The organism is Solibacillus sp. iso_87 (genome assembly GCF_056173085.1).
This window is the reverse complement of the sequence record NZ_CM149656.1, coordinates 22,126-39,907: the sequence shown is the minus strand read 5'-3', so window position 1 is coordinate 39,907 and position 17,782 is coordinate 22,126. Positions and strand designations below refer to the sequence as shown.

At 40.8% G+C, this 17,782-nt stretch carries 19 protein-coding genes and 1 other annotated feature (1 of these 20 cut by a window edge); of the genes, 4 read left to right on the top strand and 15 right to left on the bottom strand.

Annotated features, from left to right (window positions below; genetic code table 11):
• Positions 1–31: 31 nt before the first annotated feature.
• Positions 32–652 carry an RraA family protein gene (locus AC0VXV_RS00165; RefSeq protein ID WP_475529860.1) on the bottom strand — a complete coding sequence of 207 codons (621 nt, stop codon included), beginning with the start codon at positions 650–652 and terminating at the stop codon, positions 32–34.
• A 214-nt stretch (positions 653–866) separates the two neighbouring features.
• Between AC0VXV_RS00165 and AC0VXV_RS00160 the strand changes: the two genes are divergently transcribed.
• Positions 867–1,187 carry a sodium:proton antiporter gene (locus AC0VXV_RS00160; protein ID WP_475529859.1) on the top strand — a complete coding sequence of 107 codons (321 nt, stop codon included), beginning with the start codon at positions 867–869 and terminating at the stop codon, positions 1,185–1,187.
• A 44-nt stretch (positions 1,188–1,231) separates the two neighbouring features.
• Here the strand turns inward: AC0VXV_RS00160 and AC0VXV_RS00155 are convergent, their stop codons facing one another.
• The 3 genes from AC0VXV_RS00155 to AC0VXV_RS00145 form a co-directional block, all read right to left on the bottom strand.
• A complete protein-coding gene (locus AC0VXV_RS00155) occupies positions 1,232–1,900 on the bottom strand; it encodes a deoxynucleoside kinase (protein ID WP_475529858.1) in 669 nt (222 codons plus the stop codon).
• Entirely contained in the window at positions 1,897–2,535 is a 639-nt protein-coding gene (locus tag AC0VXV_RS00150) for a deoxynucleoside kinase (RefSeq protein WP_475529857.1), read from the bottom strand. The genes AC0VXV_RS00155 and AC0VXV_RS00150 overlap by 4 nt, the downstream gene beginning before the upstream one ends.
• A gap of 109 nt (positions 2,536–2,644) precedes the next feature.
• On the bottom strand, positions 2,645–3,460 hold the full coding sequence (locus AC0VXV_RS00145; RefSeq protein WP_475529856.1) for a hypothetical protein: 816 nt from the start codon (positions 3,458–3,460) through the stop codon (positions 2,645–2,647).
• Positions 3,461–3,563: 103 nt separating this feature from the next.
• On the opposite strand from AC0VXV_RS00145, the gene tadA reads away from it, so the two are divergent.
• Complete coding sequence (gene tadA, locus AC0VXV_RS00140; RefSeq protein WP_475529855.1) at positions 3,564–4,067, top strand: tRNA adenosine(34) deaminase TadA; 504 nt, start codon at positions 3,564–3,566, stop codon at positions 4,065–4,067.
• Between the two features lie 10 nt (positions 4,068–4,077).
• The gene (locus AC0VXV_RS00135; protein ID WP_475529854.1) at positions 4,078–4,776 is read left to right on the top strand and encodes a TMEM164 family acyltransferase; all 699 of its coding nucleotides are present in this window, start codon (positions 4,078–4,080) and stop codon (positions 4,774–4,776) included.
• Between the two features lie 31 nt (positions 4,777–4,807).
• On the opposite strand, the gene AC0VXV_RS00130 is transcribed toward AC0VXV_RS00135, so the two are convergent.
• From AC0VXV_RS00130 to AC0VXV_RS00085, 10 genes are all read right to left on the bottom strand, one after another.
• On the bottom strand, positions 4,808–5,935 hold the full coding sequence (locus AC0VXV_RS00130) for a zinc-dependent alcohol dehydrogenase family protein (RefSeq protein ID WP_475529853.1): 1,128 nt from the start codon (positions 5,933–5,935) through the stop codon (positions 4,808–4,810).
• 13 nt (positions 5,936–5,948) lie between these two features.
• Entirely contained in the window at positions 5,949–7,379 is a 1,431-nt protein-coding gene (locus AC0VXV_RS00125) for an aldehyde dehydrogenase family protein (protein ID WP_475529852.1), read from the bottom strand.
• A 60-nt stretch (positions 7,380–7,439) separates the two neighbouring features.
• Positions 7,440–8,273 (bottom strand): AhlS family quorum-quenching N-acyl homoserine lactonase, encoded by an 834-nt coding sequence (gene ahlS, locus AC0VXV_RS00120; RefSeq protein WP_413080177.1) that lies wholly within the window; start codon positions 8,271–8,273, stop codon positions 7,440–7,442.
• A 101-nt stretch (positions 8,274–8,374) separates the two neighbouring features.
• Complete coding sequence (locus AC0VXV_RS00115; RefSeq protein WP_475529851.1) at positions 8,375–9,469, bottom strand: zinc-binding dehydrogenase; 1,095 nt, start codon at positions 9,467–9,469, stop codon at positions 8,375–8,377.
• Positions 9,470–9,510: 41 nt separating this feature from the next.
• Positions 9,511–10,875 carry an MmgE/PrpD family protein gene (locus tag AC0VXV_RS00110; RefSeq protein ID WP_475529850.1) on the bottom strand — a complete coding sequence of 455 codons (1,365 nt, stop codon included), beginning with the start codon at positions 10,873–10,875 and terminating at the stop codon, positions 9,511–9,513.
• Positions 10,862–12,004 carry a CaiB/BaiF CoA transferase family protein gene (locus tag AC0VXV_RS00105; protein ID WP_475529849.1) on the bottom strand — a complete coding sequence of 381 codons (1,143 nt, stop codon included), beginning with the start codon at positions 12,002–12,004 and terminating at the stop codon, positions 10,862–10,864. The genes AC0VXV_RS00110 and AC0VXV_RS00105 overlap by 14 nt, the downstream gene beginning before the upstream one ends.
• A 12-nt stretch (positions 12,005–12,016) precedes the next feature.
• Entirely contained in the window at positions 12,017–12,868 is an 852-nt protein-coding gene (locus tag AC0VXV_RS00100) for a hydroxymethylglutaryl-CoA lyase (protein ID WP_475529848.1), read from the bottom strand.
• A gap of 10 nt (positions 12,869–12,878) precedes the next feature.
• Positions 12,879–14,045 carry an acyl-CoA dehydrogenase family protein gene (locus AC0VXV_RS00095; RefSeq protein WP_475529847.1) on the bottom strand — a complete coding sequence of 389 codons (1,167 nt, stop codon included), beginning with the start codon at positions 14,043–14,045 and terminating at the stop codon, positions 12,879–12,881.
• An 11-nt stretch (positions 14,046–14,056) separates the two neighbouring features.
• Entirely contained in the window at positions 14,057–14,833 is a 777-nt protein-coding gene (locus AC0VXV_RS00090) for an enoyl-CoA hydratase/isomerase family protein (RefSeq protein ID WP_475529846.1), read from the bottom strand.
• A gap of 3 nt (positions 14,834–14,836) precedes the next feature.
• Entirely contained in the window at positions 14,837–15,364 is a 528-nt protein-coding gene (locus AC0VXV_RS00085) for a MaoC family dehydratase (protein WP_475529845.1), read from the bottom strand.
• Positions 15,365–15,448: 84 nt separating this feature from the next.
• Between AC0VXV_RS00085 and AC0VXV_RS00080 the strand changes: the two genes are divergently transcribed.
• A complete protein-coding gene (locus AC0VXV_RS00080; protein ID WP_475529844.1) occupies positions 15,449–16,093 on the top strand; it encodes a GntR family transcriptional regulator in 645 nt (214 codons plus the stop codon).
• Positions 16,094–16,262: 169 nt separating this feature from the next.
• Here AC0VXV_RS00080 and serS read toward each other — a convergent pair whose 3' ends face one another.
• A complete protein-coding gene (serS, locus tag AC0VXV_RS00075; RefSeq protein ID WP_475529843.1) occupies positions 16,263–17,555 on the bottom strand; it encodes a serine--tRNA ligase in 1,293 nt (430 codons plus the stop codon).
• A gap of 96 nt (positions 17,556–17,651) precedes the next feature.
• Positions 17,652–17,782: a binding site (T-box leader), on the bottom strand; it runs 83 nt beyond the window's last position.

Below are 17,782 nucleotides of genomic sequence, written 5' to 3'. Positions count from 1 at the left end.
GTAGTGAACGATAGATTCACTACGCCATTTTTTATTTCACTACTTTTGCTAAATAAGCACGGATTGATGCTTCCCCGTTATGTAGTGCTTCATGTGCCCGCTCTTCATCTTTTGCTACTTTTGCTTCTGCAGCCTCAATAATCTGCTCAACATCCTTCTGAGGGATAATAACGACGCCATCACTATCACCAACTACATAATCACCTGTTTGAACAGCCACATTTCCTACAGATACGGCTATGCCTACTGTTCCGCCGCCATGTTTATTGCCTGCTGCTACTGTTGTACCTAATGCAAATACCGGAAAATCAATTTCAATTGCAGCTGCTATATCGCGAATAACCCCGTCCACTACAAAACCTTGCACACCGACACCTTGCGCAAGCTGCATAACAAAATCCCCTGCTACAGCACGATTCGTATTGCCTTTAGCATCGATGACTAAAATTTCCCCTTTTTCTGCCTGACTTATTGCTTCTAGTACCGCACCATTTTCCCCGTCCGGCAGGCGTACCGTTCTCGCTTGTCCGGCAATTTTAAAGTGTTCAGCAAGCGGTTTAATTGCCGATGCTACATTCGTATGTCCCCCTGTTGCATCGGAAATCGCTGTCGTTGGTAATGCCCGTAAGCGATCTACCATCGATAAAGTCATATTCCCATCCCCTTTTCGCTATAATGTTACAAATCGTAAAAATTTGTAATTACTTAAAGCATAAACGATACAACTTTTTCTTCGCAATATTTTTTAAAATCGTTACAAATATACTGATATTGGGAATACTATTACTACAGGAAAGGAGGGAACTATACTGAACAACACGCTCATTGAAACGGTAACAGATGAAAGTGGGAAGACAACTTATAAGATGAAGACCTTCGATATACAAGTTACTGCCCGGCTGACAGGCGGTCTTGCCCCTACAATCACGTATATGCATCAAGATAAAGATGTTACGGATGATATACGTGCGATTCGCTTTCATTTTGAAAACCCGGCATCATATATAGATAACTACGCTTCTTTTCAGAGGATGCTTTATGAAAGAGAACAGCGTGCAGTGAACGAGCTTTACGAATCCATCAGTATGAAACCTAAAAATATGACGACAAGTAAACAAGTTGTATGGAGCTTCTTCGTCTTTCTGCTCATTATGGCACCTATTTTTATTATCGTTTGGACAAAATAAAAAAGACTGATTTCCGCTATCCTACAGAAATCAGTCCTTTTTTATTATTTTCGTAAATGGCTTGTTTGTTCTAGCATATAACCGATACGTGCTACGACATCCTCTACTTGTGCAGGGTTTTTCATTAAATCGTAATCGTTAATATCAATACGCAATACCGGACATGCATTGAAGTTGTTAATCCAGTCTTCATAACGTCCGTGCATTTCTTCCCAGTACGAATGAGGCGTTTGCTGTTCCATCTCGCGTCCACGTTCCTGTATACGCCCAATTACATCATCAATCGGACCTTCCAAATATACAAGCAGATCCGGGTGCGGGAAATATGGTGTCATCACCATTGCATCAAAAAGATTTGTATATGTTTCATAATCTGTCGGTGTCATTGTACCTTTGTCATAATGCATCTTCGCAAAAATACCTGTATCTTCGTAAATAGACCGGTCCTGTATAAAGCCCCCGCCATATTCAAAAATACGCTTCTGTTCTTTAAAACGTTCAGCAAGGAAATATACTTGCAAATGGAAGCTCCACTTTTCGAAATCATCATAAAATTTATCTAAATAAGGGTTTGTATCAACCTTTTCATAAGATGTACGGAAGTTTAAGCTATGTGATAATGCTTTTGTCATTGTTGACTTTCCGACACCGACTGTTCCTGCAATTGTAATCACTGCATTAGCAGGAATATTGTACTTCTCTCTTAAGTTCATTTCTGATGCAAACTCCTTTGTTGTAACTTTTCTTCTACTAGTCGTAGTACATATTTTAAATCTTCTTCATTTTTCACAAAATCAAGCTCATCTCCATTTAATGAGATGACAGGAATTTCTGGATGCATCTTTTCAAAATGTCCGATAAATTGATGATAATCGCTTGAAAGTTGTTCCATATAATCACGGGAAATATTTTTTTCCACTTCACGACCGCGCATAGCGATTCGTTTCATTAATGTGTCTAAGCTTGCATGTAAATAAATGACCATATTTGGCTTTGGCATATCAGCAGTTAAAATTCGGTAGATCGACTCGTACTTTTCATACTCGATAGGCTTTAAAGTACGCTTTGCAAAGATCAAATTTTTAAATATATGATAATCAGCCACTACTGGCCCTTGTGCTTCAATAATTTCATGGATATCAGATAATTGTTTATAGCGATTGCACAGGAAAAACATTTCCGTTTGGAAGCTCCACTCACTAATATCTTCATAGAACTTACCGAGAAATGGATTTTCATCTACAATCTCTTTTAATAAATGATAGTCAAACGTTTGTGATACGGCCTTAGATAATGAGGTCTTCCCAACACCAATCGGACCTTCTACTGTTATAAATGGCACAGACATTAGAAGTGCTCCTTCTCTTTTTATAGTCAATGCTTTTAATTTTATCACAACGTTCTTTAGACAACAAAGCAAACAATTCTATTTTAACGAATTCATGCATAGCTATTTTCTAGTAATCAAATTGTGCCAGCGCGTGCTCCTGTAATTCAAATAACTTTTCACGATGCTCATCATAATCATCATTTATTTTTTCTTGCTGGGCAAATACCATTTCCTGAAGAGACTGTTCTTTTTCCATAAAGCTTTGTTCGATTTGTTCATAGTGTTTCTCTGTTTTTTCGGACAGATTCTGTAATGCCTCGAATAACTGATCGTCTAGCTGGCTTTGTGATGCTGCTTCATTATCCATTAGGTTTTCGATTGCCTCATCACGCTGTTGTTCCAGCACGTGACAGCTTTCTTCAAACAGCTGCTCCGCTTCATCGAATTGCTGTTTATATATAATCAAGATGTCGGTTAACTCCTGATGTAAATTATCCATTGACTGTTCCATTGCCTCTGAAAGATCCGTTGCTTGTGCAATCTGTGTTAAAAGCACTTTCTGCTGTTCATGATAAAATTGAAACTTCCTGCGTTCTTCCGCTTGTTTTTGCTCAAGAAGTTCAATTTTATTGACGTGATAGTTTTTCTTTTCTTCTTCATAAGTAACTTTATAGTTTTCCAATATAACTTTTCTTTTATTGGCGAATAACATTTCAATTTTTTCGATTGCTTGCTCGCGATTTTGATTAAGTTTATTTTCTTCATGCTCGTGCTGCTGTGCGATGGCTGATTTTTGCTGTTCATATTGCTTTTTCAAAGTCATAGTTACTTGTTGTCCATTTTTCTCAATCATCAATAATTTCTGTTCATACTCTTTATCCAGATCAGCCAATGCTTTTTCAAAATACTCATTTACTTCTTTCACGGTCTGAAATGACTTCATCGCTGTACTCCTTCAAACTTTTCTTTCATCATAGCATGATTTATTTCTTGTCGCCCAAGTATTCACCGGCATGCTAAACTAGGATTTAAGGAGTGATAGATGAATGCTCGAAAATAAAGATCACCAATACATGCAGGAAGCATTGGAAGAAGCGAAAAAAGCTGCTGCCCTTGGAGAAGTACCGATCGGCGCAGTTATTGTATATAAAGATGAAATTATTGCACGTGCACATAATTTACGCGAAACAACCCAAAATGCACTGACACACGCAGAAAGCATGGCTATTCAAGAAGCTTGCAGCAAAATAGGCAGCTGGCGTTTAGAAGAGACTACTTTGTACGTTACGCTTGAACCTTGTCCGATGTGTGCAGGAGCTATTTTACAGTCACGCGTACCACGGGTTGTTTACGGGGCCCGTGATATAAAGGCAGGCTGTGTCGACTCATTATACCGTCTGCTCAATGATCCGCGTTTTAATCATGAATGTTCCGTTACGGAAGGTGTTATGGCGGAAGAATGCGGACAAATTTTAACGGACTTTTTCAAAGCGCTTCGCGACCGTAAAAAAGCAGAGAAGTTAGCAAGAAAACAACAATCCGAAAAGTAAGGTGTGGGCAATGAACGGATTTTCCATTTTTGATTCGATTCATATAATGTGGCTTATTTTTATTGCTAGTTTTTTAGTTATTTCGTTATATTTTTATCATTATTCTTCTCATGAAAAGCAACATCTTTTACAAAAATCGGTTTTTTGGCTGTTGCTGTTTTTAGAAATAGCGAAGCAACTTTATTTACTCGTAACAAACCAATATTCATATTGGAGTCCCCCGCTCCATTTGTGCGGTTTTGGCATTTCCATTATTGGCTGGCATGCCTATTTCCCAACTCGGACAACAGCTACATTACTATATACACTAACATTGCCCGGAGCTGCGATTGCACTTTTATTCCCCGGATGGACAATTGATCCGGTTGGCGGCTTTTTGCATTTTCACAGCTTCATATTTCATGCACTGCTCGTTGTAGTTGTGGCGGCTTTGATTTTTGAAAGGCAGCTGGTAACATATTTTCCGGATATTTGGCGATCTGTATTATTTCTGCTAGTCACAGTTCCGCCTGTTTATGTATACAATGCCCATTTCCATACAAATTTTATGTTTCTAAACCGCCCTGTAAAAGGGACGCCTCTTCAATGGTTATATGATGCATTTGGGGCAGCTGGTTATTTAGCGAGTTTAATAGGGGTTATCGTTAGTATTTGGATTGTGCTTTATGTACTGCTTGCCTTACAAAAACGACGACACATTACCGAATAAATGTGTCGTCGTTTTATTATATTTTTTTCCATTAATCCATTTTAATAATAATTCGGGAATTATCACCTGTTGCCAATAGATCAAAGCCTTCATTAATTTCATCAAGCGTAATAATATTTGATAACAGCTGATCAACCGGTAATTTTCCCGATTTCATCATATGCAAATAATGCGGAATATCTCTTAAAGGCACACAGCTTCCAATATAAGAACCTTTTAACGTTTTTTCTTCTGCTGTTAACGTTACATAAGGGAACGAAAATTGATGTTCCGGATGTGGCAGTCCTGTTGTCGTTGTCGTACCCCCACGTTTTGTAATGGCATATGCCACTTCCATAGCAGGGACAACACCCGCTGTTTCAAAGGCATAATCAACGCCGCCATTTGTGTAGGCCTTCACTTGTTTGACTATATCTGCGTCCTTCGAATTAAAGACGGCTGTTGCCCCCAATTCCTTCGCCTGCTGCAGCTTTTTATCATTAATATCGATGGCGATCACTTCCCTGGCACCTGCTGCGATAGCACCGAGCAGTGCACTCAAACCAATTCCGCCTAAACCGACGACTGCTACTGTTTTCCCAAGCTGGACTTTTGCTGTATTTACTACAGCCCCTACTCCTGTAATTACCGCACAACCAAACAGCGCCAGTTTTTCAAACGGCAAGTCTCCTTCCACTTTTACGAGGGAATTTTGCGATACGACTGCATACTCTGAAAAGGCAGATACCCCAACGTGATGACCGATTTTTTCAGTTCCTGCATGTAAACGAACTCCGCCCCCTATTAAAGTTCCGTCTCCATTTGCCTTTGCCCCCGGTTCGCATAATGCCGGACGACCCTCTGCACAAGGTACACAATGCCCGCAACTTGGCACAAATACGCAGATTACTTTATCTCCTTGCTTAAAGTTCACAACTCCAGGCCCTACTTCCTTCACGATACCAGCTGCTTCATGACCTAATGCCATTGGTAAAGGTCGTGGACGGCTCCCGTTAATAACAGATAAATCCGAATGGCAAAGACTTGCCGCTTTAATCTGAATCAATACTTCGCCTTCTTGGGGTGCATCCAACTCTATTTCTTCAATATGAATTGGCTTACTTTCCGCATAAGGTTTTGTTACTCCGGATGAGCGTAATATGGCAGAACGAATTTTCATGATGATGTCCTCCTTAAATTAGCTTAATACCAATAAATTTTAAATCTGACATCCCTTCAATTGCGTAGCGTATTCCTTCCTTTCCAGTACCGCTCTCTTTTATCCCGCCATATGGCATATGGTCAAAACGTCGTACCGAAGATTCATTAATCCATACGCCTCCAGTTTCCAGCTCATCGGCGAACTTAAGTGCACGGTTAATATCCGAAGTAAATACACCCGCCTGTAATCCGTATTCCGAATCATTTGCAGCGGCCAGCACTTCATCTTCCTCAGTAAACGGTATGAGCGCAACCATTGGGGCAAACACTTCCATACAAACAACCTGCATCGACTTTGTGACATTTTCCAAAATTGTTGGCTCGAGTAATGTGCCGATTCTTTTTCCACCCGTACGAATTGTTGCCCCTTGTGATACCGCTCCTTCAATCCAGTTTGCTGCGCGGATCGCCGCTTCTTCTGTAATCATAGGCCCGAGCTGTGTTTGTTCTTCAGCAGGATCTCCTATTACTAGCGCTTCGACTTTTTCCTGAAGCAATTGGGCAAACTGGTCATAAACAGATTGCTCGATATATATACGCTGAGCGGAAACACATGCCTGACCGGCAAATGTAAAACCGGACATCGTAATAGTAGAAGCTGCGTATTCTAAATTTGCATCCGCAAAAATAATGTTCGGTGCATTGGAACCGAGCTCAAGCGTTACCGGCTTTTTCCCGGCCAGTTCATGAATATGCCAGCCTACTTTTCCGCTCCCTGTAAAGGTTACCTTTTTAACGTAAGGATGCTTCACCAATGGCTCCACTAATTCCGTGCCAGGGCCTTGAAGTATATTTAGCGCTCCCTTTGGCAATCCCGCATCCTGCAATAACTCATACAGTAAAATGGAAGAAAGCGGCGTTTTCTCTGCCGGTTTCAAAACGACTGTATTTCCAACCGCAATAGCTGGAGCAATTTTATGCAAAGCTAAGTTTAATGGGAAATTAAATGGTGTAATGGCAGCAATTACCCCTAAAGGGACGCGTTTTGCGATACCAATTTGATGCTCGCCGCCAATTGCACTGTCCATTGGAATTTGATCTCCTGCCAACCTCTTTGCCTCTTCACTTGCAAACAGCAGCACTTGAATAGCTCGTGCTACTTCTCCCCGTGCTTCATTTATCGGCTTTCCGGCTTCCAAAGAAATCGTTTTCGCAAACTGCTCGCTCCGCTCTTCAAGTAACAGTGAAGCTTTACGTAAGATGCGGCTGCGTTCATGTGCAGGCATTTTGCGCATCGTTGTATTAAATGTTTGCTGTGCGACTTCGATTGCTTCATGTACATCTTCAATTGATGCACAAGCAATTGTTGCGATAGTTTCCTGATTATAAGGATTCAAAACATCCATAGTCTTTTCTTCTTGAAGACGGTGCTCTCCATTGAGTACAGATCCTATTTTTTGCATATTCTTCCCTCCGTTATGACAATGACACCCTAAGTAAGGCTTACTTAGGGTGCAAATTTATTATTCGTAATAGCCTTCTGTCGATTTGATAAAGGATTTAAATTGATTGGAATCATGTCCGAACCAAATTTCCGAATCATTACGGGTAGCAAACTCTCGAATTCTTTCAACAGTAGAGTTATAGCCTACTGAATCATACAAAATTCCTGGTGGTTTAACGGGTGGACCGTAGCTCTCTGCTGTGTATAGTGCATCTGATGCAAGTAAAACATTTCCGTGACCCGGGAGTTCAATGTGCAAGCCCAGCATACCGTACGCATGCCCTGGACCAAAGTTCAAAATTTTAATGCCCTCTACTAGAGGCACTTCTTTTTCATGTGGTTTAATCGTACGCCAGCGCAGTTCTTTTTGAATCCATGCCATGACATCGCCCCAAATATAGGCGCCCATATTTCGCGTCATCGCAAATGTTTTCATTACATTCGACAATTCCGTATCATGAACAATGATTTCTGCGTTTGTGAATAATTCCAGGCATCCTGCATGGTCTAAGTGCAAGTGTGAGGCAATGACATATTTGATGTCTTCCGGACGAACCTTTAATTGTTCAAGACGGTTGATTAAATAACATTCTTCACTTTGGAAGGCAGGGAAAAGCTGCTGAACCCCTTCAGGCCAACGCCCATCATCTCCCATTCCGTCCGGGTTACAGCCTGTATCAAATAAAATTTTTCCTTCTGGGTGGTCAATCAGTACTGCATAAACGGGAAACTCGACAAACTCGGCTGGCGGATTCGGATTATTGATGCTTGCTGGATTGTGCATGGCAATCATATAGTTCTTATCCATTTTCATTGTCCCTGTATCAAGCACGTATACTTTTTTATTACACATCGTAATTCCTCCCATAATGTATTTACTTTTTTACAAGACTTCTACTACTATCAGCATTGCAAGCGAAAATCCACCGTCACCACCTTTCAAGGTTTATATTTTTAAGTCGGAATAATTGTGGCACGTGTAACCGTACGTTTTGCGGATTCATCCAACGCTTTTTTAATCTCTTCAAAACTAAAGCTTGCATCCAGTAATGTTTCAAACGGGTAGCGGTCAATATTGCGCTCCAGGAAGTCGAGAGCCTTTTTTAAATACCACGGATTATAGCGAAGAACCGGAATAATTTGAATTGCTTTACGTGTTAAATAACCTGGATCAAATGCGACCGTTTGTCCAGGTGAAATATTGCCGATTACAATGTAGCGGCCGCCTGCACGAATATACTCCACACCTTCAGCAAAAGCCTGAGGGACACCTGCTACTTCGAGGGCAACATCCACACCGCGATTTCCCGTAAGATACATAATATGTGCAACGCGTTGTTCAACAGCAGGAAAATCCGACATTAAAATCACTTCATCTGCACCAAATGCCTTTGCCTGATCTAAACGGCTTTCAACACCATCTACGACGATAACCTTCAGTTGTTTTTCTTTCGCGATAGCAATCGCATTTAAACCAAGTCCGCCCGCACCTTGAATGAGAATCGTTTCACCAGAGACAACATTTCCTTGCTCCAGTCCAAAATACACTTGGGATAAAGCACAGTTGGCACTTGCTGCAACACTGTTTGATATATTATCTGGTACTTTATAAAAATACTGATCAGAATGAATATAATAATGCGTACCGAATGTCCCATGGAAATGCGGTGCTTCCTCTGTCGGTAAACGCCAATACTTATAGGCATTTTCACATAAGTTAAATTGTCCATGCTGACAAGGCGGGCATTTACGGCAAGTTAAAAAGTAAGCACTTACAATTCGGTCCCCGACTTTTACAGGAGTACCCGCGAAATCCGTTTCGACTCCTTCACCTAACGCATGGATTTCCCCGATCATTTCATGCCCTAAAGCACCACTGCGAATGACCGGATGATGCCCTTTCCATATATGCAGTTCGGAACCGCAAATATTCGTTTGAATGATTTTTACAATTACCGCTCCTGGTGCCGGCTCCACCAAAGGATACTCCTTAAATACGAGTTCCAGCGGGGATGTCATTTCGGCAACTCTTCCCTTCGTCTCACACATGCGCTCACTCACCCTTCATTTTTCTGAAAATTGAATAGCTGCTACACAATCGAAATATGCTGTACGGGATGTAATGTACGGATTAACTGCTGTACTTGAATCGTTTCTAAATGTAATAAATCATGAATAATTTTTTCTTTATGCGCCTCGTCTAAAGGCACTAAACTATTAAATTTATTAATAAAGTCGTGCTCGGTTAATGAATTTTCCGGATCTCCTTTAGGAAACCTGCTTTGCACAACATCACTAGAACCATCCTGCCAATGAATTTGGATTTTTGCACCCCATTCTTGCGGGTATTGACTGTTAATCTCTTCATCTACAGACACGATCAGCTTTTCCATCAGCTTTCGAATGCCCGGATCCTCCAATGTATCTGCATTAAAGGCATCAAATCCTCCTTCTCCGGTCAATAACGCTAAAGCAACGCAAAATTGCATACTGAATTTCGCCGCATAGATTGTTTGCGGATTTTTTGCATCCGTAATATCCAGCGCCACCTGATATGCTCTCACTTCGACTGACTTTATAGAATCGATGCCATTCTTTTCTACTTTTTTATGCAGTTCAACCGCCAAGTCCATTGCGGCATGTGTATGACGGCAAGAGGCATGGACTTTGAAGGCATTTTCGGTAATTTTGTATTGCTGACCTAATTTTTCGGTCATACGCATTACATCGTACTCGTCACTCATTGCTTCAAAAAATCCTCTACGCCCTTCCAAAATGGCTGTTGCTCCAGTAAAACCTTGCTGTGCTAACATGGCACTTAAAATACCATTCATCGCCGCTTTACCAGGATGCAATTGCTTGCTCATGGCACCGTCCTCGATAAATTCCCACAATCCCGCAGCTTGGGTGCCGGCAGAACCAAATGCTTGGACAATTTGTTCTTTGGATAATCCTAATAATTTTGCCACTGCTGCAGCCGCGCCGAATGTACCGCAAGTTGCCGTATTATGAAAGTAGTAATAATGGGAAGGCGTCACCGTTTCTCCAACGCGAAATGCCACTTCATAGCCAACAATAATAGCCTCGATCAATTGTTTTCCGGATAAATTTTTCCATTCTGCTATTGCGATTGCTGCCGGCATAATAACAGTTGCCGCATGCACAATGGATGCTTTATGAATATCATCGAGCTCTATTACATGACTTGCACCGCCATTAATGAAAGCCGCATTTGTTATGCTCGTTTTCAATCCTGTAACTGCCGTCGCCTGCTTTTCCCCGCCAAGTACTTGTGCTACTTGTTCCATCATACGAACCGGTTCAGCTTCCTTACCTTTCAGTAAAGACGAATAATAGTCGACGATACATAGCTTTGTAAACTGCACAACATCCTGCGGTATATTATCAAAACGTACATCCACAATATATTGCGCCAACTGCTCACTTAATGTCATGAACATAATCCCTCCCTAACAGTTCTTCATTATGCTCTCCTAACAATGGTGCAGGTGCGGTAGGTGTTAAATCACAGTTTGAAATCGTTAGCGGAATTCTTGTTGCGTACATTTCCTTATCACGTATATGTGGCAGACGCACAATCAGTTTATTTTCTATTTGCTGCGGATCTACAAGTACATCTTTCATTGTTTTTACTTGGGCTACTGGTACACCACCAGCTTCCAGTGCTTGAATAAGTTCCTCACTTTTTTCCTTCTTTGTAATTTGTTCAATTTCCTTACTAAGCTGCAAACGATTTTTAACACGTTCTTCGTTTGTACGGTAGCGGGCATCTTCAATCCATTCACGTTTTTGCAATACTTCGCAAAGCTTTTCGAATAATTTATTGTTCGAAATGCCGATCATGATGGCAATATCTGCAGTTTGAAATGCCCCATAAGGCGCAAATGCCCCATGATTGGAACCGAGTTTTTCGGGATTTTCACCTGTTAGCTTTGTTGAAAGCAAATGATAGTTCGCCCAAAATACGCCGGTCTCATACAAAGAGGTTGAAACAAGGCTGCCCTCATCTGTTTTGTGGCGCTGTAAAATGGCAGATACAACACCAAGTGCCCCCCACATAGCGCTTCCCTGATCAATTAAAGATACTGGAACCCTTGCTAAATCGGTACTTCCTGTAATACTCATAATCCCTGTTTCCGCTTGCATAATGGCATCATAGCCCGGATACGATTTCTTTGGACCGTTTTGGCCATATGCAGAGAGTGAACAATAGATTAGTTTTGGATTGATTTTCTTTACCGCTTCATAATCAATCCCTAGTTTTTGCGCTACACCTAACCGGTAATTTTCCACGAAGACATCTGCTGTTTTTATAAGTTCCATTAACTTTTCGCAATCTGAATCCTCTTTCATGTTGAGCGTGACCGATTTTTTTTGCCTGTTAATATTCAAAAAATACACGCCGTCTTCCTGAAATTTAGGCTCCATCTTTCTGGCCTCGTCACCGCTCAGCTTTTCTACTTTGATCACTTCTGCTCCTAAATCGGCTAAAATCATTGTTAATGTCGGCCCTGAAATATTTGTTGTCATATCAAGAACACGTATCCCTTGCAATGGTTTCAATTTCAGACCTCCTTAAACTAAGCTGTAAGCGAAATTTGCCACATCCTTTAATTTTTCCTGGCGGATATTTGTTTTAATTTCCATCGCTTCAAACAACTCCACTACTTTCTCTGTTGCTACATTTCCTGTAGCTCCAGGTGAAAACGGACAACCGCCAAGTCCTGCAATCGAGCTATCAAACTTTTCAATTCCCGCATTTAATGCAGCAATAATATTTGCATAGGCAAAACCGTTTGTATCATGGAAATGAGCCACAAATGTTGTATCCGGGAAATCTCTTTTCAATGCGCTGAACCGTTCATACACGATGCGCGGATTTGCCTGTCCATTCGTATCACCAATTGAAATCTCGTCAGCCCCATCATTTACAAATTGTGCTACGACCCGCTTTACTTGCTCATAGGAAATGGCCCCTTCATACGGGCAACTAAAACACATCGACACATAGCCGCGAATGAACTTTTGCTGAGCTTTTGCATGCCGGAACATTTCGCTGCATTCCGTCAAAGACTCCTCAATGGAACGCTTAATATTTTTTTGGTTGAATGTCTCGCTAGCCCCGACGAATACCGCAATCTGCGGTACACCTGCATCAATTGCACGTTCCAGCGCCTTCATATTTGGGGTTAAAGCGATATATTCCATCCCCAATTCATTACAAAATACTGTAATTTCCTGTGCATCTGCCATTTGCGGGACAATTTTCGGATGGACAAATGAAGCCGTTTCAATACGTTGAAAACCCGCTTCATATAATTGCTTGATTAACTGTTTTTTTTCCTCGGTTGGTACAAAGCGCGATTCATTTTGTAAACCGTCGCGTGGACCTACTTCAATAATTTCAACTTGCTTTGGAAAGTGCATGATTTTCACCTCAATAAGATTTTGGAAGTTTTAATATATGTTCTCCGACGTATGATAAAATCAAGTTTGTTGAAATTGGAGCTACTTGATAAAGACGTGTCTCTTTAAATTTCCGTTCAATATCATATTCTGCCGCAAAGCCAAAGCCACCATATGTTTGAATCGCTACATTGGCCGCCTCCCATGATGCATCTGCTGCAAGTAACTTCGCCATATTGGCCTCTGCCCCGCATGCTTGCTGGCGATCATAAAGTTCCGCAGCTTTTATGCGCATTAAGTCTGCAGCTTCAATATGAATATGCGCCTGGGCAATCGGAAATTGTATTCCTTGGTTTTGACCGATCGGACGATCAAAAACAACGCGTTCTTTTGCATAATTCGTTGCCCGTTCAATAAACCAGCGACCATCACCGATACATTCCGCAGCAATTAAAATCCGCTCGGCATTCATTCCGTCCAAAATATAGCGGAATCCTTTTCCTTCCTCGCCGATTAAATTTTCCACCGGCACCTTTAAATTGTCGATAAACAATTCCGTTGTCGCATGGTTCATCATCGTTTTAATTGCTCTTATTTCTAATCCATTTCCAACTGCTTCATTCAAATCAACAATTAGCACGGACAAGCCGTCACTCTTTTTAACACATTGATCTTTCGGTGTTGTACGCACTAATAAAATCATTAAATCCGAATGCTCTGCACGTGAAATGAATACTTTTTGACCATTCACGATATAATAGTCGCCATCGCGTTTTGCAAAGGTTTTTAAGTTTGTTGTATCCGTACCAGTGTTAGGTTCCGTCACCCCAAATGCTTGTAAACGAAGCGATCCGTCCGCAATCTTCGGCAAATATTTTTCCTTTTGTGCAGGAGAACCATGCCGTAAAATCGTTCCCATCGTATACATTTGTGCATGACACGCACCCGCGTTCCCGCCCGAACGGTTAATCTCCTCTAAAATTACGGATGCTTCCAGTATTCCTAAACCGGAACCACCATACTGTTCAGGAATTAAAGCCCCTAAAAAGCCTGCCTGAGTAATAGCCTCCACAAATTCGGTCGGGTATCCGCCAATCTCATCCAGCTTCCGCCAATAATCACCATCAAAACGTTTGCAAACTGCTCTTACACCTTCACGAAGTTCTTCTAAAAATGCCAGATTCTCTGTTAACATCATATGAGATCCTCCTACCGTCCGATAAAATTAGGTTTTCTTTTTTCGTTGAAGGCTAAAATACCTTCCATTCGATCCTCAGAAGCGATAACCTCGTTGTACGTTTCTATTTCAATCCGGAATGCTTCAGATGCTTCCAATGAACTGATTTCTGCTACTTTTTTAACGCCCTGAACTCCTAAAGGTGCATTGCCTGCGATTTTTTTGGCTAACTCAATTGTGGTACTCATTACTTCTTCTGATTCGACAACTCGATTAAATAACCCTGCGTTCTGTGCTTCTTCTGCAGAAACAATCCGCCCTGTAAACAGCCATTCTTTTGCAATATGGAGCGGTATACGTTTTGGCAGTAACCGTGCTCCTCCTCCGCCCGGCATAATACCTCGAGTGACCTCGGTCAGCCCTACTTTTGCATTTTTACCGGCAACGATTAAGTCCGTATTCAATGCAAGTTCAAACCCTCCTGCAAGCGTATAGCCATTGATCGCAGCAATAGTAGGTTGCCTGCAATTGGCTACTGCCTGGAACATTTGTTCAAATAAATGATGCTGTTCTGTCCATTCAGACTCACTCATCCCTTTACGCTCTTTTAAATCCGCACCTGAACAAAAAGCATTTTCAGTAGAGGAAGTTAAAATCACGACGCGTATCGGCTGCTCATTAAAAGACTGAAATACAGTTAACAGCTGCTTCGCCATTTCCGTGTTAAATGCATGTCGCATTTCCGGTCGGTTTAACGTAACAATCGCAATTTTCTCTTCATATTCATATGAAACTTGAATATATTCCATTCGTCACTTTCCTTTCTGTGAGATTACTTGATCAATTAAAGGCTTCATAATGTTTGGTGCAAAGCCCTTTTTATAAATCATCATCGTGCGCTTAAAGTGAATGACAATTTGCCCGTCCTGATTGTAGCCGGTTGTTTTCACTTCGATAATTCCTACATTATTTCGCTTAGCACTTTCTCTTTTCGATAAAATTTCTGTATAGGAGTAAATGGTATCCCCTTCGAAAACCGGGTGTGGGAGCCGTACCTCATCCCACCCCAGGTTTGCCATTACATTCTGTGAAATATCTGAAACAGACTGCCCAGTTACTAGAGCAATTGTAAATGCGGAATTCACAATCGGCTTTTGGAACTCTGTCTGCTGTGCATAATGATGATCAAAATGAATCGGATTTGTATTTTGCGTCAGCTGTGTAAACCAGCTATTATCGGTCTGTGAAACAGTCCTGCCTAACGCATGTGCAATTTTATCGCCTACTTCAAAGTCTTCATAAAACCGTCCATGCCATCCAATTTGAATTTGTTGTTCCATGGCAACATCCCCCTTTAAAATTTGCATAGTCGTTCTGTATATTGTATATTGGATCCAAAATACAACACATAATGAGGTGTTTTTATGAAATTTGATCATGATTTAACTGCCGAAACATTACCCTCGAAAATTTACCGGATCTTGCGCGAAGCGATTATAAAAGGTCAGCTGCAGCCTGGCGAACGCCTCGTACAGGATGAATTGGCGAAGACATTAAACGTTAGCAGAATGCCAATCCGAGAAGCGATAAAACAGTTGGCTGCTGAAGGCTATGTCACAGTTGAGCCGCATAAAGGAGCTGTCGTCAAACAATTTACAATACACGAACTGGAAGAGATTTATTTTTTACGAGCAAAGTTTGAACCGATGGCGGCTGCTGAAAGTTTGAAAACAATGTCACCACAACTAGTAACTCAATTGCGTGAACTTAACGAGAAAATGAAGAAAACGGATGATACAGATGAATATGTTCAACTTAATATTCAATTTCATCATCTGTTAATAAAAGATTGTCCTTGGGGAAAATTAAATAGCATTATTGAAAATTTGTGGACCGGTTTCCCTCAGCAAACACCACATCTTTTACCTAACCAAATTGCCACTTCCATTAGTGAACATGATTTAATGGTGGAAGCTTTGGCTAACAATAATATTGAGCTTACATGCCAATTGCTTGAACAACATATTACACGTGCAAAATATGATGTTCTTAAAAACTTTATTCAATAAATTCTATTAATCTTAAAATATTGTATCCAATATCCTATTTTCTCGAATATAACAAAATATTCTCGTTTTGTAAAACAAATTACTAAATTTTCTGAAATATTTTTAGCGCAGTAAAGAAAAAAAGTGTGTTGAAATTGTTAATTCAACACACTTTTTAATTTACATTAAACTATTTTACAGTAATGACTTCTAAGCCACCCATATATGGACGTAACACTTCTGGAATAACAACAGAACCATCTTCTTGTTGGTAATTTTCCAGAATTGCTGCTACTGTACGACCAATTGCTAGACCTGAACCGTTTAACGTGTGAACGAATTCCGGTTTTGCACCTGCTTCACGACGGAAACGAATATTGGCACGACGCGCTTGGAAATCTTCGAAGTTTGAACATGAAGAAATTTCACGGTACATGTTTTGAGCAGGAATCCATACTTCTAAATCGTACTTCTTCGCAGCTGTGAAACCTAAATCTGCTGTACACATTTTTAATTTGCGGTATGGTAAACCTAATAGTTGTAATACCTTTTCAGCATGACCAGTTAAAATTTCAAGTTGCTCATAAGACTCTTCCGGTTTAACGAAGCGCACTAATTCTACTTTGTTGAACTGGTGCTGACGGATCAGTCCACGTGTATCACGACCTGCAGATCCTGCTTCTGAACGGAAGTTAGCGCTGAATGCAGAGAAAGCTTGCGGAAGCATATCTGCTGATAAAATTTCATCACGGTAGAAGTTTGTTACCGGAACTTCAGCAGTTGGAATCAGGTAATAATCCATTTCATCTTCTTCACGGACTAATTTAAATACGTCTTCTTCAAACTTCGGTAATTGGCCTGTTCCTGTTAGTGAATCGCGGTTAACGATTTGCGGTGGCAACATTTCTGTATAGCCATGCTGATCTGAATGAAGATCCATCATGAAGTTCAGTAAAGCACGCTCTAAACGTGCACCTAAACCTTTATAGAATAAGAAACGGCTTCCCGTAACTTTAGCTCCACGCTCAAAGTCCACGATATCTAAATCTTTTGCAATATCCCAGTGTGCCTTCGTTTCAAAATTAAATGCCGGTACATCGCCCCAAGTGTACTCTTCCACGTTGTCATCTTCTTCTGTGCCAACAGGTACTGATTCATGCGGGATATTCGGCAAACGCATCATCATATTTTTAAATTCATCTTCAATTGCGTTTAACTCAGCATCCAATGCTTTAATTTCATCGCCTACTTCACGCATACGTGCAATCACTTCTGTTGCATCTTCTTTGTTGCGCTTCATAACAGAAATTTGTTCAGAAACTTTATTGCGCTCTGCTTTCAATACTTCTGTTTTGGCGATTAATTCACGACGTTTTGTATCTAAGTTTTCAAAGTTGTCCAGATTTCCTAAATCCTCATTACGTGTAAGAAGCATACGTTTTACTTCTTCAAAATTGTCGCGGACGCGTTTAATATCTAACATAATTTTTCCTCCTCAAATTTATGAAATGATGATCTTGAGCACTTTAACGCGTTAATGTATTAGCGGAGTAAATACAAAAAAGCCCTCAATCCCTATGAAAGGGACGAGAGCTACCCGCGTTGCCACCCTAATTGAATAGAAAAATCTATTCCTCTTAACAATTAACGACTTTGGTAAGCCGGCTTCCACCTACTATTATTTCGGAAAAAGCATCTCAAGGACGGATT

What these genes read in the sequence shown, in the direction of transcription:
- AC0VXV_RS00165 (WP_475529860.1), bottom strand. Translation starts at nt 652, where the DNA reads ATGACTTTATCGATGGTAGATCGCTTACGGGCATTACCAACGACAGCG.
- AC0VXV_RS00160 (WP_475529859.1), top strand. Translation starts at nt 867, where the DNA reads ATGAAGACCTTCGATATACAAGTTACTGCCCGGCTGACAGGCGGTCTT.
- AC0VXV_RS00155 (WP_475529858.1), bottom strand. Translation starts at nt 1,900, where the DNA reads ATGAACTTAAGAGAGAAGTACAATATTCCTGCTAATGCAGTGATTACA.
- AC0VXV_RS00150 (WP_475529857.1), bottom strand. Translation starts at nt 2,535, where the DNA reads ATGTCTGTGCCATTTATAACAGTAGAAGGTCCGATTGGTGTTGGGAAG.
- AC0VXV_RS00145 (WP_475529856.1), bottom strand. Translation starts at nt 3,460, where the DNA reads ATGAAGTCATTTCAGACCGTGAAAGAAGTAAATGAGTATTTTGAAAAA.
- tadA (WP_475529855.1), top strand. Translation starts at nt 3,564, where the DNA reads ATGCTCGAAAATAAAGATCACCAATACATGCAGGAAGCATTGGAAGAA.
- AC0VXV_RS00135 (WP_475529854.1), top strand. Translation starts at nt 4,078, where the DNA reads ATGAACGGATTTTCCATTTTTGATTCGATTCATATAATGTGGCTTATT.
- AC0VXV_RS00130 (WP_475529853.1), bottom strand. Translation starts at nt 5,935, where the DNA reads ATGAAAATTCGTTCTGCCATATTACGCTCATCCGGAGTAACAAAACCT.
- AC0VXV_RS00125 (WP_475529852.1), bottom strand. Translation starts at nt 7,379, where the DNA reads ATGCAAAAAATAGGATCTGTACTCAATGGAGAGCACCGTCTTCAAGAA.
- ahlS (WP_413080177.1), bottom strand. Translation starts at nt 8,273, where the DNA reads ATGTGTAATAAAAAAGTATACGTGCTTGATACAGGGACAATGAAAATG.
- AC0VXV_RS00115 (WP_475529851.1), bottom strand. Translation starts at nt 9,469, where the DNA reads ATGTGTGAGACGAAGGGAAGAGTTGCCGAAATGACATCCCCGCTGGAA.
- AC0VXV_RS00110 (WP_475529850.1), bottom strand. Translation starts at nt 10,875, where the DNA reads ATGACATTAAGTGAGCAGTTGGCGCAATATATTGTGGATGTACGTTTT.
- AC0VXV_RS00100 (WP_475529848.1), bottom strand. Translation starts at nt 12,868, where the DNA reads ATGCACTTTCCAAAGCAAGTTGAAATTATTGAAGTAGGTCCACGCGAC.
- AC0VXV_RS00095 (WP_475529847.1), bottom strand. Translation starts at nt 14,045, where the DNA reads ATGATGTTAACAGAGAATCTGGCATTTTTAGAAGAACTTCGTGAAGGT.
- AC0VXV_RS00090 (WP_475529846.1), bottom strand. Translation starts at nt 14,833, where the DNA reads ATGGAATATATTCAAGTTTCATATGAATATGAAGAGAAAATTGCGATT.
- AC0VXV_RS00085 (WP_475529845.1), bottom strand. Translation starts at nt 15,364, where the DNA reads ATGGAACAACAAATTCAAATTGGATGGCATGGACGGTTTTATGAAGAC.
- AC0VXV_RS00080 (WP_475529844.1), top strand. Translation starts at nt 15,449, where the DNA reads ATGAAATTTGATCATGATTTAACTGCCGAAACATTACCCTCGAAAATT.
- serS (WP_475529843.1), bottom strand. Translation starts at nt 17,555, where the DNA reads ATGTTAGATATTAAACGCGTCCGCGACAATTTTGAAGAAGTAAAACGT.